Raw genomic sequence first — 15,910 nt, 5'->3', positions numbered from 1 at the left:
ACAGCTGGCCTTCGCCGATCAGTTGGTGTTCGCGGCTGGCGGCGGGAACAAGCGCTCCCGATGAACCGGCAGCAGCAACTCGACAGGGTCGAATAATTCAGGGCCGGTTAGCAGGTTGAAGAAGGCGTAAGCGTCCGTATTCGATGTATACCGACGGGCGCGCTGCTGTTGATGAATGACGGCCTGGCGCCTAGGATTCATCTGGGCGGCTCCTTGGGCTCGGTGTGTTCGCAACCATCACCGTAGACCAAGACCAGCCTTTCTTTTCTGAGTCAATTAGTTAGCGCTTAAGTAAGTGCCATTCAAATCTGTCCCCTTTCGGCCTGCGCCCCCTTCTCACCTCATCAACCAACACCACAAAAAAATAACAAACACCCTTCCCGGCACTTACCACAAACCCCTGCCATAGCCATTAAACGCAAACATCAATAAATATATAAAAAACGCACCTCCACCAACTAACAACCTAACCGCTCCCGGATAGCCTTTCTTGATACCACCTGGAGCCAAACGAATAGTCCTGTTCGCAATGTAACAATAAAATCCCTGGCCAAAAAACGCCTGAACCGTGATAGCAGCCCAAAAATCTTTCCACTCCCCGATAAACCTCAGAGAATTCACCCCACCACTTGCCAGCATAAGAAAAAGAATAGCCAGCCTATACTTATAAAGAAAATCAAGCCAAGCCATTTATATAGCTCTCACCCACGCGACACCAAATCCCCATTCCCGCCACAATCACACCTAAAAACTTACTAAAACCTCAAGCGAGCAAAATTCATTTAACATACCAAAATCAACCCGCCAGCCTTATAAAGCAGAAATTAACATTCTTCCTTACACTTACCACCACTCCCTGCCGTAGCCATTAAATGCGAACACAAATAGATAAATAGATAACGCACCAATTCCAGCCAAAAACCTTATGGACCTTGGATGGTCAGCCTCAATCATTCCTTGAGGACCATAATAAATAGGCTTATTTGCGATATAACAGTAAAACCCTCGACCAAATAGACACTGAGAAGCAACAACACTCCAGAAATTACTCCACTCACCTATAAATCTTAATGAGTTCAATCCACTGCACCCCACCATAACGGCAACAGCAATGAATCTATATCTATACATAAACGCAAGAAATTTCATTTAAATACATCTCTCTCATTTTTAGATTTTTTCATTCCAAGCCTCATAACACCTAAAAGAAAAATGGGAAAGCTTTATTTCCTGCACTTTAATTCTGCCCAGCCAACTACTTCTAATAAACATAACAGCTTTTTCTATCGAGAGACTCACGACGCCATGAACGTATAATTCCATCAGGAGAAACAAGTATGGAATATCGACAAAACGGCACCATATAAGTTATATAATAGCGAACTCCTCCACTCTCAATCCTTGAATAGTCGACAGACCTTCTGCTGCTAACCCCCCTAACAAAATAAATTCGCTCTTTTCCCACTAATGACGCTTCAGGATCAAACTTCATTCCGACCAAAGTATCCCTGCTTTTCTCCCAAGCATCATAGGACAGACATCCAGAGAGTCCGGTCAGCATAGAAGAAATTAAGAGCAAACCAGTTATCAACCTACTAATCACCGGAAACATCACGCACACCTTTTATCATCTCCCTGTATTTATCATACATGGCCCCATAGTTAACCAACATTGCCGGCGGCATACTCCCTAAGTTCTCAATAATACTCATCCCACCTCCCTTAGATGCCTCCAAACTTATCATCCACTGATCATGCAAAGTCGCAAACGCGTTAAAGCCTGGAACTTGATTCAAAGAATTACTTATCGGCGTACCATGACAGATTGAGTAAAAGCTGGAGCATGCAAGATCATCCAGTGGCAGGTTTAACCCAATATTCTTCCCCTCTCGATCAAGAACCATCGGAACAAAACCAGCATCACTATCAAAGGCTGAACCGGTCGGACGATCAACACCAGGCCTTACGTCCGGACTTCGTCCGACCGAGTACTGATACAACTCCATCAACGCCCCTGTAGCAGCAATACTCAGCCACGTATCCTTGTCGCTCCCATTAAGGATGCCTTTTAGTGCAGTATTGGCAGCATAAGCCTTGATCCGGTCTCCATAGCTGATCAGTTTGTAGTTCCCCTCGGCAGTCAACTCCCTACCCCAGCCCTCCGTATAGCCAGCGCCGAGTCCTGCGATGAGTGCCGCAGCGGCATAACCTTTCAGGCTGCCCTCACTGGTGATGTCCTTGAGTGTTTGCCCCAGATCGCCCTTGTTCCCAACAAAACTGGCAGCCCCAGTTCCAGCGACAGAAGAAATAGCAGTCGCCGCCATGGCGTTCCCCCAACCTGCGGCAGCAGTGCCAACGGCAGCACCAGCCTCAACCATGGCGGCACTACCTGCAGCCGCCATCGTAGTTCCAGAACCGGCCCCAGCTCCTGCGGCCGAACCTATTGCGCCGGTCGCAGCGCCGTAAGTTGCAGCAGCAACGATGATGGCAATGGCAATTGCAGCTCCGGTACCAATGCCCGAACTGCTGTACTCCCAGCAGTCATGCACCTCCTGCACCCGCCGCCAATCCACATCCCCCCGCGCCTCGGCCTCTTTCAGCCAAGCCAGATTCGGATCGGCCTGCACCATGGCGTCGATGGTCTGCCCGACGCTCTTCTGGTCGATGTGTTTGATATCGATCTTCAGGCCTTCCACGGCCTTGATCGCCAGTTCGCCCTGGGCGATCAGCTGGCTCTGGCGCAGGGTCTCGTCGGTCTGGCCCTTGCCCTTGGCGGACTGCCAGGCCAGGTCGCTCTTGCTCTTTTCGTGGCTTTCCTGGTGCAGGTCCTTGACCGCTTCGAAGGTCACGCTGCCGCCACTGACGAGGGCGATGTCGTTTCCGCTTTCCAGCCTGGCGGCCTGGTACTTCTGGTCGCCGCCGCTGAGCAGGGTGATGTCGCCGCCGGCGCTGACCTGGCTGCCCACGGCCTTCACGTCGGTGACTTCGTCGCGCTTGAAGCTCTTGCTGCCGAGGCTGCCCTTCTTCTGCTTCTGGTACAGCGAGTGTTCGCTGTCATGACCGGCCAGCAGCTGGAGCTTGTCGCCAGCCACCAGGAAGGCTTCCTTGCCGGCGCCGACCTGGCTCGCTTCGAGGGTCAGGTTCTGGCCAGCGCTGAGGGTGACGTCGCCGGCGGCGTTCAGGCTCGTGCCGCGCTGGCTGACACGGCTGTCTTCGCTGTCGACCTTCTTGCCGCTGCGCCGGTAGTGGTATTCGCGGCTGCTCTGCTCCTGCGCGGCGCCCAGCAGCAGGTTGCCGGCGGCGGCCAGGTTGGCGTCGCCGCCGGCTTCCAGGTGGCTGGCCAGCACGCCGATATCGCGGCCGGCGCTGATCTGCAGGTCACCGCCGGCCTGGACGCCGGCGGCGTGCTGGCGGACCTCGGTCTGTTCCCAGCTATGACGCTTGTCCTGGCGGGCGTTGCTGTCGACGGACTCGACGGCGCCGATCAGCACATCGCGCCCGGCCTGCAGTTGGATGTCGCCCTTGGCCTGCAGCTGGCCACCCAGGTTGAGCAGGTCGCGCCCGCTGATGATCGACAGGTCACCGTCGGCCTCGATGCGAGCGGCGCTGTCGAGCAGGCTGGTCTGCAGGCTGGCGCCCCTGGCCTGGCCCTGCACCTGGGTCAGGGTCCATTCGTTGACGACATCGCCGGTCAGCGCGGCGAGGCTGACATCGCGCCCGCTGATGATGCCGCCGGCGGCGTTACGGATGCTTTGCGTGGCCAGCAGTTGCAGGTGCCGGTTGCTTTCCATCAGGCCGCTGTTGCCGATGTTGGCGGCAGTGGCGCCGAGGTCGTTGCTGGCGCGCAGGGTGCCGGCATTGTTCAGTTCGCCGCCACTGATCAGCGCCAGGTCCTGCCCCTGGATCAGCGCGCCGTTGGGTGCCAGACGATGCTCGGCCTGAGCCAGGTAGAGCACCGGCACCAGCACCTTGCGGCCGTTCACCTCGGCCTCTTCCAGCCAGACGATGTCGTGGGTCAGCGCCGCCACCTGCTCGGCGCTCAGGGCCACGCCGAGGCTGAGGCCCAGGCGGTCCTTGTAGCCAATGGCGTTGTCCATCAGGTACCTGAACAGCGCTTCGTCGCTGGACAGCCCGGCGATGAAGCGCTGGCCGGTGCGCGCCACCAGCGCCTGGCGGATCAGCCGCTGTTCGTAGAGGCCGTCGCCCAGGCGCTGCTGCGCCTGGGCCGGGTCGTAGCCCAGCTGGGCCAGCAGGTAGTCGGAGCCGAGGAACTGCTTGAGCCCGGCCAGCGCCGGGTTGGTTTCGATCAGGTAGGGATGGCCGCTGTCCGGGGCGTTGAGCCGGAACAGGCCATGCTCGCCCTGGGGCAGGCGGAAACCCGGCAGGGTGATGGGGTTGACCGCCTGCTGGGCGAGGTCTGGCGGCAGCTGTGGGTTGAGCACCGCGACCAGGGGTTGCGACTGGCCGTCGACCTGAACGTCCTCGATCCGCGCCACCCCGCCGTCGTAGGCAATGCCGGGGTGGATGACGCCATTGTCCAGGAGCTCGCCGGCGCTGATCTGCACCGCGCCGGCCGCCTGGATGACGGCATTGGCGGAGGTGGCGCCGCCCGGCCGGTATTCCCAGACGTCGCTGAGGAAGCCGAGGTCGTACAGCGCCGACGGCAGTTCCAGCAGGTTGTCCGGGTCGTAGTGGTTGGCCTGGTAGTCCGGCACGTGCATCGGCCGGTGGAGGTTGCCATTGGCGTCGCGGTAGACGTGCAGAAGCAGACCGTTGGCCAGTTCAGTGGGGGTCACCGTGCCCTGGTTGAGCCCGCCGATGAGGTTGTCCCAGTAGCTGAACACCGAGGGATCGGCATTGTTCGCCAGGTTGTAGGGCAGGACGTAATGGCCAACGAAGCGTTCGACGGTGCCGTCGGTGACCCTGCCGCTGTTGAATATCCGCGTGCGGATGCTCTCGCCACCGTTGATGCCCTGGTTGACGAAGCTGTTGGCGCTGATGGCGATGTCGCCACCGGCGGCCAGGGTGCTCGCGGTGTTCTCGAAGTCCTGGGCATCCACCCGCAGGTTGCCGCCGGCCTGGATGAAAGCGGCCGGGGATGCCTCCTGCACCTCGCTGGCATAGACCTCCCGGGCGATGTAGTCGACGTTGTAGTGGTCGCCGGAGCAGTCGTAGCAGCGAACGATGATTTCCCCGGAGATCAGCTTCTGCCCGAGACGGAAGCTGTCCTGGGTGTTCTTCAGGCTGTCGCTGGCGATCGCCAGGTCGCCCTGCGCCTCCAGGGTGGCCGAACGGTTCTCCACCACACGGGCGCGCCCTTGCCGGTCGTCCGCGGCGATGTCCAGGGCGCCCAGGCTGTAGACGTCGGCGTAGCGGTTGACGAAGCGCTCCACGCGCAGCGCCATGTCACCACCGCTGAACAGCAGGCCGTTTTCGTTGAGCAGGTCCGCGCTCTCGATCCGCAGGCCGGCAGCGCTGCCGAGGGTGCCGGTGTTGTTCAGGTTGGCTGCGCGGAGCAGCAAGTCGCCGGCCGCGGTGATGCGGCCGGTGTTGTCCAGGCTGCCGCCAATGCTGATGCGGGTGGCACCACCGCCGATGATGCTGGCGCTGCCATCGAGGGCAAGGCTGGCGGCATCGAGGCCGAGCTCGCCCAGGCTGCTCAGTTGCCCGCTGCCGCTGTAGCGTCCACCCAGGTTCAGCGCCAGGTCGCCGTCGCTGGCGATCAGGCCGGCGTTACGCCAGTCGCCACCCGTACCGCGCAGGGCCTGGCTGGCCAGTAGACGTCCCTCGGCCGCTTGTTCCAGCTGGCCGATATCCAGGGTCAGTTCGCGCGCCTGCAGGCTGCTGCGGTTAGTCCAACTGGCCGCGCTCAGGTTCAGCGCGGCGTTGGTGACGAAGCTGCCGCCCGCAAGGCCCAGTTGCGCCAGGTCGATGCCGAACCCGCCATTGCCCAGGTGGCGCACGCTGCCGTCGTCGTTGCGCAGGTCGCCACTGGTGAGCAGCAGGTCGGCAGCGGCGCTTTCCAGCAGGCCTTCGCGATTGTCCAGCAGGCCGCCGATGCTCAGGCGCGTGGCGCCCTGCTGGCCAAGGGCGCGCACGCGGCCCTGTGCGTTGGACAGGCCGGCGGCGGTGAGAGTGAGCTGGTTGCCGGCCTCGATCAGGCCGAGAGTGTTGTCCAGCGCACCGCGCAGGCTGAAGTCGATGTCCCGGGCGCCGACCTGGCCGCCGTGGTTGAGGAAGTCGCCGGCATACAGGGCCAGGGCCTGGCTGGCGAAGAGGCCGCCGGCACGGTTGTCGAAGCCGGCGCTGTTCACCCGGGCGTCGCCGTGGGTGGCTGCCAGGTGCCCATCGCTGTTGGCGATGCTGTCGGCGTCGAGCAGCAGCGCGGCGCCCTGGGCGATGCCGGCGCGGTTGTCGAAGTGCCCGGTGGCCAGTTGCAGCAAGCCTCCGGCGCCGCTGAGGATGCCGCCGGCGGAGTTGTCCAGGTTGGCGGTGCGCACCTGCACGCCTTGGCCTTCCAGGCGCCCGCCGCGGTTATCCAGGTTGGCGCCGAGGTCCAGCGCCAGTTCGGTCTCGGCGTACAGTTGGCCGCCGCGGTTGTCGAGGCTGTCGCCCTGCAGCTCGACGGCCCGGGCCGTGATGCCGCCCTGCTGGTTGTTCAGGCTGCCGACGCGTCCCGTGAGCCCGCCTTGGCTGCTCAGCAGGCCCTGCTCGCGGTTGTCCAGGCTGGCCAGGTCCAGGCGCAGGCTCTGTTCGGCGGCGAACAGGCCGAGGCGATTGTCCAGGGCGCCGCCGCTGATGTGGATATGCTGGCCGCCGATCTGGCCGTTGCGGTTGTCGAGCACGGCGGCGCGGGCCTGCAGCTGGCGCGTGGCGATCAGGCTGCCGCTGTTGCGCAGGTTCTGCGCATCGATCGCCACGTCACCGCGGGCGTTGCGGCTGTTGTCGGCGTTGACGCCGGCCTCGATCACGCCGCTGTTGCTGAGCTGGTTCGCCTTCAGCTCGATGGTCGAGCCCGCCGCCAGGCTCTGCGCATTGCTCAGCGCACCGCTGGCCTGCACGCTGGCACTGCCCCCGGCATAGGCCGGGCCGTTCAGCGCCACGTCCTGGCCCTTCAGAGCCAGGTCCCCGCTGGCCGCCACCTGGGCCAGCTGCAGCTTGCCGTTGGCGTCGATGCGGATGTCGCCCGCGCTGGCCGCCATGTTGCCGGCCAGCTTCACGCCCACGCCCTGTTCGGTGCCGACCAGGCGGATGGTGTTGGCGTACATGCCGCCGAGGGCGGAACTGTCGATGGCCAGTTGCGGCTTGGCGCTGCCGTCGTCGGGCTTGGCGGTGGCGGCCAGGGTCTGCGCGTCCACTGTGTTGCGCCCGGCCACCACGGTGAGCTGCCTGGCGTACAGGTCGGCGTTGAGCTTGGCGCTGCGGGTGATCAGCTCGAACTGGTCGAGGTTGCCGGCGTTGAGCCCGGCGCCTTCGATGGCGATCTCGCCGCCGTCGACGTCGTAGCCCTGCAGGCGCTCGCCGGCCAGGATCGGCTTGCCGGTGGTGAGGGTGGCGCGCGGGGGGTTGATGAAGCCGCAGCCGTTGCAGGTGATGCCGTGGGGGCTGGCGACGATGACGTGGGCGCCCTGCCCGGCCACTTCGGTGTAGCCCTTGAGTTGCGAGGGGCTGCCGCCGGTGACTTCGTTGAGGATCTTCTGCGCCGCCTGGCCCTTGAGGTTGGGGTTGCCGAGGATGATCCCGCCCAGCTGGGTGCCCTGGGTCTTGCCGGTGGCGTTGTTGAGGATCAGGCCCTGCTGGCCAACGCCGTAGTCGCTGAATTTATTGTGCGAGAGACCGCTGCCGTTGGGCGTGGCGATGTTGACGATGGGCACGCCGTTGCCCGCCGCGCCGATCTGCGTGTTGCCGCCGGCGGCCGCATCCACCGCCAATTGGGCGGCGGCTGCGACTATCGGATTGAGGAACAGAAGGCCGGCCAGGGCGCTGGCGATGGCCTGGTGGAGGGGGCGGCGGATGTCCATATCGGGGGGCTCGCGCGGGGTAATCGTTGACCCGGCGGACTCTATTCCCCTACTCGGCATGGGGCCTTGAGGGTTTCCAGCCCCCTTGCGTAAGCCTTTTCCGAATCAAGCCGCCTGGCGGAACTCCCCGCCCCCAGGTGCGCCAGGGCGCACTTCGCACGCGGCTGTGGCGATGGGTATCGCTTCGCTCAACCCATCCTGCGGGGCTGCTCCACGGAGCAGACCGATCGCCGACAGGACAGACCTGCCACTGCTATCCGTATGAAGCGAGGTCCCTGGCCCTCACAGAACGGCCATGGTGCCTGGCCAATAGAGGGCGACGCCGAGAGCGCACAGACCTGCAAAGGTCAACGAAGGGTGCCTTTGGCCATATGACGTGCGTGCGAGTTTCCAATCAGCGGCTGTATAGGCCAGGGCAAAAACGGGGAGCGCGTAAACGCCCATAGACCAGTAAGCGCCGCCGACGTCATGGATATATCCCATGTAGAAGGTCGAGCTGAAATACCAGAAGGCCCCCCAGATGGCAGTGAAGGCAATCACCCTGACTAACATCATCTCGACTGCTCCAAGTAGCTCCAATGAGCCCCCATCCCCCCCCCTTCCCACGCCATAGCACTAGCAGGAATCGAGGACTCACCATGCCCAAAGAAAACACCATCTCCGTCAACCCCATCTTGGAGCAAGCTCAGGTGTTCGCCAGCATCTGGTCTCTCGTAGATGGCCCCTTTGACAAAAGCGGCGCCATGGGGATCGGGAACGGACGTACAGCATCGTAAGCATTCAGAGCCCCGAGTCCACATGACTTGTTCCATTCCCTATGCGGCTCGTCAGCATACCCCGTTGGCCACTCGCCATCATGCCCCCCGGCAGTTAGGATGACGAGATGCATGGAAGCGCGCGTCAGGGGAGGACCTGATTCGAGAGTCTTCCGCCACCGGGCGTCATGGCCCGGTTTGAACAAGGAGAGCGGCATGAACGACGAAGTTATTGCACAGCCCGACAGCGAGCTGCCCCAGGATTCGCAAGCCACCGTCCAGGCTGTAGAACCTGCTCCGATAAAAACCGTTCGCATTCAGACCACACTGGTAGCAAAGCTGAATCTGGCCGACTTCCAGAATTCGGTACCAGTGATTCGGGAGTTGCGCCTGGTCAATGATACTGACCTGAAATACAACGACCTGGAACTTCAGCTCCTATCCGACCCTCTCGTCTTCAAACCCAAGACTTGGCACATCGACGCTCTGGGCCCAGGTACATTTCTTCCAATTCCCGGGCTTGACCTGCAAATCGATGGTGCACTGCTTGCTCGACTTACTGAGACCGAGAGCGCAACCGTTACCTTCGTTCTGACGGCTCAGGGCAATGCTGACGAAGAGCGCCAAGAAGTCGCTCGTCATGAACTCAATCTGGAATTGCTGCCACGCAGCCAGTGGGGAGGGTTATCACATCTTCCCGACATGACGGCAGCATTCGTCCAACCTAACGACATCGCTGTCGAACGGCTGCTGAAAAAAGCAGCGGAAGTTCTGCGCGCTCAAGGCAAAAATCCCGCGCTGAACGGATACTCCGGTGGTTCCGCGCACGCCTGGGAGATCGCATCGGCGATCTGGGCTGCAGTGGCGTCTCTTAAGCTGGATTACGCGCTTCCTCCAGCCAGCTTCGAGCAATTCGGCCAGAAAGTACGCAGCCCGAACCACATCTTGGAAAGCGGCTTGGCAACCTGTTTCGACCTGTCACTACTGTTCTGTGCAGCGTTGGAGCAAGCAGGCCTCAATCCCCTGCTGATATTCACGCGAGGGCACGCGTTCGCGGGTTTCTGGCTCAAAGCCGAAGAGTTCTCGAACAGCACAGTCGACGACATCACCGCGCTGCGCAAACGCATCAAGCTCAACGAGCTGAAGCTGTTCGAGACCACGTTGATTACTCAGCCAAACATACCGTCGCTTTCATACGCCATTGAGCGTGGCACCCAGCATCTTGCGGAGGGGCAGGAGCATGATTTCGAGCTCGCCTTGGATATCCGGCGCGCGCGGCTGCAAAGAATCAAACCGTTAGCCAGTGCAGAAGCGACGCCAACCCTCACGGGCATCACTCAAGAACAGAACCGGGCTGGCCAGGAACTGCTCATTGATTTGCCGCCTGACCTTCCTGATGACGCTCCTGTTGAAGTCGATACTGCCTCGTTGGATCCGAAAGATCGCCTCGCCCGTTGGCAACGAAAGTTGCTCGATCTGTCCTTGCGCAACAACCTTCTGAACTTCAAAGCTGGAAAGAAGGCCGTACGGCTAGAAGCTCCAGATGCCGCAGCACTCGAGGACATCCTCGCCAGCGGGCAACACCTGAAGCTATTGACACGTCCGGATCTCATGGATGGTGCCGATCCACGCGATCAAGCCCTGCATGAAGAACGAGAGCGCGAAGATCTACGACGTCAGCATGCTTTGGATGCTTTAAAGCGCAACGAGGTATTTGTTGGCTTGCCCGCTGCTGAGTTGGACTCCAGGCTCACCGAGCTTTATCGCGGTGCCCGAACAAATCTGCAAGAAGGCGGCTCCAACACCCTGTTCTTAGCACTGGGCTTCCTCACCTGGACACGCGAGGACAGAGAAAGCCAACGTTATCGGGCACCGCTGATTTTGGTACCGGTAACGCTAGAGCGGAAGAGCGCTCGTGCAGGCTTTACCCTGGTTATTCACGATGATGAACCACGCTTCAACCCGACGCTTCAGGAGATGCTCCGTCAGGACTTTGAACTGAGCCTGGGCATCAGCGAAGGAGAGCTTCCTAAGGACAGCTCCGGCCTTGATGTAGCGCTGATCTGGAGAACGGTTGCCCACGCGGTCAAAGACATCAAAGGCTGGGAGGTCAGCGAAGATGTCGTCCTTTCGATGTTCTCGTTCGCCAAATACTTGATGTGGAAAGACCTCTCGGAGCGCTCTGAAGCCCTTCGCCAGAGCCCAGTGGTCAGACATCTACTGGATACTCCACGCGATGCATTCAACGGCGGCGGTAACGGAGCATTCCCAGCAGAACGGATGCTGGATACGCAGTACAGTCCACAGCAGATCTTCTGCCCTCTGCCCTCTGACTCGTCACAACTTTCAGCTGTCTTGTCGGCAACGCAAGGGCACGACTTTGTTCTGATCGGCCCGCCGGGCACCGGCAAAAGTCAGACGATCGTGAATATGATTGCCCAGTTCATTGCGCAACAAAAACGCGTGCTCTTCGTCTCTGAAAAGATCGCCGCTCTGGATGTGGTATACCGGCGTCTACGCGAAGTTGGCCTGGGGGAGTTTTGCCTCGAGGTTCATTCGAACAAGTCGAAGAAAACTGAAGTTCTTTCTCAACTGCACTCAGCTTGGGAGGCTCGTGGTACCGCTGATGCAGAAACCTGGCAGGTCGAGGCCCAACGCCTGCAGGGCCATCGCGATGTTCTGAACCTCTATGTCGAGAGACTGCACAAACGTTACCCCAACGGGTACACGATCTATAACGCCATTGGCATAGTAAGCACGAACCAGGACATCGCCCCGGTCAGCCTCGCATGGACATCGCATTCACAACATCAGTCCGCCGATCTGCTCGCCATGCGGGAAATCGCTGACCGCTTGGAGGTAAACGCACAGGCTGTCGGTTTCAACACGCTAAACCAACACCCTCTGCATCTGATTGGAAACAGCGACTGGTCTCCCACCTGGCAACACCAGATTATCGAAGCGGCACGCGAGTTGGGCCCGGCCATCCATGCGGTGCAAAAAACCAGTGAGCGCTACATCCAAATGTCTGGCCTGCCCTCGTTGCCGGTCAATATCAGGATACTCAAAGGTCTAGCTACTCTGACGAAGATCCTTCCCGCTGCCGCCGGACAGAACTGGGGTTTCGTGCTCCGCCCCGACGCCCGTGCCATCGGGCAACGTCTGGAGGCGGGCCTGAAACTCGTCGAGCAGCACCGCAAGCTCAATCAGACGCTCCCCCCTGTCTGGACGTCCAGCACCTTGGAAGAATGCCAACGCGGCCTGGGATTGTTGGCGCTACATGCTGAGCTCAAAGCTGGCCTTCCCCAACCCTGGCCGGTGTCGAGCATGATTCTGCTAAACCAAGGCCTGGAACTCCTCTCCGAGGTCGAACGAGTCACACAGACGTTGTCCGTTGGATATTCCGATGCCATTGAGGCGCTGGATGTCCAAGCGCTGCTGAAAGAATGGGAGCAAGCCAGCAAATCGATCTGGCCAAAATCCTGGCTCACTCAACGCAGGATCCGCGGCCAGTTAGCAAATACCCAAGTATCCCCTGCCTCGGCATCAGTCGCTGAGGATCTTCAACGTTGGATAGCCATTCGAGAACTCCGTGCCCGCCTCGATGTGATTGATCCAGGGCAATCTTCCAGCGCTGTTTGGAAAGGCTTCAAGACTGATCCTGCACTTCTGGTTGTAGTCATGCGCCTGCAAGCGTCGCTTGCAGCGTCCGTCGAAGGCCGCGCATGGGCAGATGAAGGTTTTGATCTCATCAGTCAGGGGCAAGCTGGTACAGCGCTGAAGGAAACGCTTGAGCGGATGCGAGAAGTTCGGACTCTTGAGGGGGAGATTTCCACACTCGACCCACTCGCGCTGACTACAGGATCGCTCTGGGCTGGTCTGCAGACCCAAGCCAAGGCACTCAACGCTGCAGTGGCATTCCAACGTGCACGACGGTCTATCCAACAGGAAGGACGCTTGGAAGACGAGCATGAGCTCGTTGCTAGTGGCGCCTGTGGTGAATGGCTTCAGGGGGAGCTGAAAACTCTTCGGCAACGTGAAGCAATCGAACGAGAGCTGAACGACCTGGCAGACCTGCGTGAACTGACCACAGGCCTGTGGTTGGGGTTGCATACGAAGGAGGATGCTGTCGCCCGCGTACTCAAATTCCATGTTCACATTACCGGCGCCATCTCTGCACTTGTCCAGACACCGGAGCATGTCGAAGGTGTGAGGTCTGCACTGGGGCGCTTGCTTGGTGATGCCAATGCCCTGCTCGAGCCCGAGGGGCAACTGGCCCTGGCAGGCGAGCAATTGCTGGAATCGCTAGATAACTACATCGCCCATATGCAAAAGCTCGTCGAGACTGGACATTTCTTGGTCGAAGATGCAGCCGGCTTCACGGAACAGGAACTCAGCCAACAGCATTTGCAATGTGAGCAGATCGTGCAATCCGGCAATGGCTTACACGCCTGGTGCGCCTGGAAGAAAGCATGCGATGAAGCATCAACTCTCGGGCTGCTTCCGCTAGTCGATGCCCTCAAAGCCGGCCATATTCCGCAAGGCTCCGTACGCAAGGCATTTGAAACGAACTATGCCCGTTGGTGGCTAAACACAGCTGTTGATCATGAACCTGTCATACGCTCATTCGTGAGTGTCGAGCATGAGCAACGCATTCGTGATTTTCGTGCTCTGGACGACCGCTTCACAGCGCTAACGCGCGACTTGTTACGCGCACGCCTGTGTGCCGAATTACCCACTCAGGAGTCGGTGAGCAAGAGCTCGGAATGGGGCATTCTTAGGCACGAGATCACAAAGAAAACACGCCACCTTCCGCTACGCGAGTTGATGTCGAAAATTCCTGATGCACTGACAAAACTGACACCGTGCCTATTGATGAGTCCGCTCTCCATCGCCCAATACCTGGCTGCAAACTCGAGCGTCTTTGATGTGGTGATCTTCGACGAAGCCTCGCAAATCCCAGTTTGGGATGCTATCGGCGCGATCGCCCGAGGTAAGCAGGTAGTGATGGTTGGTGACCCCAAACAGCTTCCGCCCACGTCCTTCTTCGACCGCGCCGAATCCACTCAGGACGACGGTGATATCGAGGCTGATCTCGAAAGCATTTTAGATGAGTGCATCAGCGCCAACCTGCCAATCCGCAACCTGAACTGGCACTACCGTAGTCGGCATGAGAGCCTGATTGCGTTCTCGAACCAGCGCTACTACGAATCCAAGCTGGTCACCTTCCCCTCCCCCGTTACGACTGATCGGGCGGTCAGTCTGCACATCATCAATGGGGTGTACGAGAAAGGCTCCGCACGCACCAACCCGGCAGAAGCCAAAGCACTGGTCAATGATTTGATCAGCCGGCTGCGCAGCCCTGGTTTCAGAGAGAGCAAGCTAACCATCGGTGTCGTGACATTCAACGGCGAACAACAAAAGTTGATCGAGGATCTACTCGATACTGAACGCAGAAAGGATCCAACGCTGGAAAGCTACTTCTCGGAGAACGAACTTGAACCAGTCTTCGTGAAAAACCTGGAGAGCGTCCAGGGTGACGAACGCGACATCATGTACTTCTCGATCACTTACGGCCCTGATGCTGCGGGAAATGTCGCAATGAACTTCGGGCCCCTGAACAGAACCGGCGGTGAGCGCAGGCTCAACGTTGCCGTGACCCGGGCTCGCCATGAGCTTCGCGTCTTCAGCACTCTGCGAGCTGAGAAGATAGACCTTGCACGCACCCAAGCTCTGGGAGTCCGCGATCTCAAGCACTTCCTCGAATTTGCCGAGCGCGGCGCTCGCGCACTTGCTGAAGTCGATACCGGAAGCCTGGGTGGATACGACAGCCCATTCGAAGAGGCTGTTGCAAATGCACTGCGCCTAAAAGGTTGGCAGGTCGTCACCCAAGTGGGTGTGTCCTCATTCCGAATCGACCTCGGGGTTATCGATCCTGACGCTCCTGGGCGATACCTCGCTGGCATTGAATGCGACGGAGCGACCTATCACCGCAGCGCGACCGCTCGTGATCGGGACAAACTACGTGAACAGGTGCTGAGAGGGCTGGGATGGGAAATTCTGCGTATCTGGTCAACCGACTGGTGGATTGACTCGCATGGCACAGCACAGAAGATCCATGAACGCCTTGAAGTCCTGTTAGCTGAAAGCCGTCAGCAACGAGTCGCACGCAAAGCCCAAGAGCAACTAGCGACCATTACTGCGGAAAGCGAAATCGCCAACAGCGACAATGTTGTCGAATTGCACAGCGACAAATCCAACCTCGAGTCGCCGGACACATCCTCGCTCGAACCAGAGCCAGAACTGGATGAGGCTGAGATTCCAAACCTGCGCTACGCCCATGCGGGAGCAGACGTAGCGCGCTCCTCAATGGCCTTCGCTTACTACCGCGAGAGCGATCCGCTCAGTGCAGTGGAAGGCGTGGATCCGGACGCTTTCTTCGATACACGCTATGACGCCGTCCTGGACATGATGATCAAGCATGTGATCGAAGAGGAAGGACCAATCCTCGATACCACGCTCGCGCGCCGAATCGCTCGTGCGCACGGATGGACACGCACAGGTGCGCGAATCCGTGATCGAGTCGCAAATGTGGCAGATCGCGAACACAGCAAGGTTGAAGAGGACGTAGGGCAGTTCTACTGGCCTCGCCGGTTACCAACTCGCGAAGCAATCGCTTACCGACGCCCTGCAGACGCCACTAACATGCGCTCCGCCGATGAGATCTGCAGTTTGGAACTTCTTGCACTGGCACGTGCACTGACAGATCAGAGCCTCGTAGGCGATGACTTGCTCTATGCCATGGCTCGAGAACTTGGACTGAGCAAAGTATCTGCTTCGAGTCGAGCCAGGATCCAGGGGGTGATCGATAAGCTGCTTTCCTGAGCTGCTTGTTGACCATTCGGACACTGCTATAGCTGCGCAAGACGGCCGTTCGGTGGAGAGATACTCCACCGCTAGGAGCCAGTCGCTCAGCCCGGAGGGAACATGGGTCTATACATTCGCAAGTCCGTTCGGGTTGGGCCGTTCAGGTTCAACCTGTCGAAGTCCGGAATAGGTGTCTCGGCGGGCATCAAAGGGCTCAGGGTAGGGACTGGACCGAGGGGCAACTACATCCACATGGGCCGCGGAGGC

Annotated in this window: 5 protein-coding genes and 1 pseudogene; 2 read left to right on the top strand and 4 right to left on the bottom strand. The window is 59.5% G+C overall.

The annotated features are described in order from the left end of the window. Positions 1-18: 18 nt before the first annotated feature. The 4 genes from FG99_RS32670 to FG99_RS29610 all read right to left on the bottom strand — a co-directional run bounded on the left by FG99_RS32670 (position 19) and on the right by FG99_RS29610 (position 8,576). Complete coding sequence (locus FG99_RS32670; RefSeq protein WP_043273783.1) at positions 19-201, bottom strand: hypothetical protein; 183 nt, start codon at positions 199-201, stop codon at positions 19-21. Positions 202-387: 186 nt separating this feature from the next. Then, on the bottom strand, positions 388-690 hold the full coding sequence (locus FG99_RS32360) for a hypothetical protein (protein ID WP_141766190.1): 303 nt from the start codon (positions 688-690) through the stop codon (positions 388-390). Positions 691-1,595: 905 nt separating this feature from the next. Further along, a complete protein-coding gene (locus FG99_RS33120; RefSeq protein ID WP_051879417.1) occupies positions 1,596-8,021 on the bottom strand; it encodes a two-partner secretion domain-containing protein in 6,426 nt (2,141 codons plus the stop codon). A 282-nt stretch (positions 8,022-8,303) separates the two neighbouring features. Further along, positions 8,304-8,576: a hypothetical protein gene (locus FG99_RS29610; protein ID WP_043273782.1), complete on the bottom strand. Its 273-nt coding sequence runs from the start codon at positions 8,574-8,576 to the stop codon at positions 8,304-8,306. 416 nt (positions 8,577-8,992) lie between these two features. Between FG99_RS29610 and FG99_RS29605 the strand changes: the two genes are divergently transcribed. Both FG99_RS29605 and FG99_RS33375 read left to right on the top strand, forming a co-directional pair. Further along, the gene (locus tag FG99_RS29605) at positions 8,993-15,661 is read left to right on the top strand and encodes a DUF3320 domain-containing protein (protein ID WP_043273780.1); all 6,669 of its coding nucleotides are present in this window, start codon (positions 8,993-8,995) and stop codon (positions 15,659-15,661) included. Positions 15,662-15,763: 102 nt separating this feature from the next. Then, a pseudogene (locus FG99_RS33375) lies at positions 15,764-15,910 on the top strand (DUF4236 domain-containing protein); the annotation flags it as partial.

Source organism: Pseudomonas sp. AAC (assembly GCF_000725445.1).
Taxonomy (GTDB): Bacteria; Pseudomonadota; Gammaproteobacteria; order Pseudomonadales; family Pseudomonadaceae; genus Pseudomonas; species Pseudomonas citronellolis.
The sequence above is the reverse complement of the archived record's forward strand: the minus strand, read 5'-3'. Positions and strand labels throughout refer to the sequence as shown.

Coding starts and splice junctions, on each gene's coding strand:
- FG99_RS32670 (WP_043273783.1), bottom strand. CDS start 201: ATGAATCCTAGGCGCCAGGCCGTCATTCATCAACAGCAGCGCGCCCGT.
- FG99_RS32360 (WP_141766190.1), bottom strand. CDS start 690: ATGGCTTGGCTTGATTTTCTTTATAAGTATAGGCTGGCTATTCTTTTT.
- FG99_RS33120 (WP_051879417.1), bottom strand. CDS start 8,021: ATGGACATCCGCCGCCCCCTCCACCAGGCCATCGCCAGCGCCCTGGCC.
- FG99_RS29610 (WP_043273782.1), bottom strand. CDS start 8,576: ATGATGTTAGTCAGGGTGATTGCCTTCACTGCCATCTGGGGGGCCTTC.
- FG99_RS29605 (WP_043273780.1), top strand. CDS start 8,993: ATGAACGACGAAGTTATTGCACAGCCCGACAGCGAGCTGCCCCAGGAT.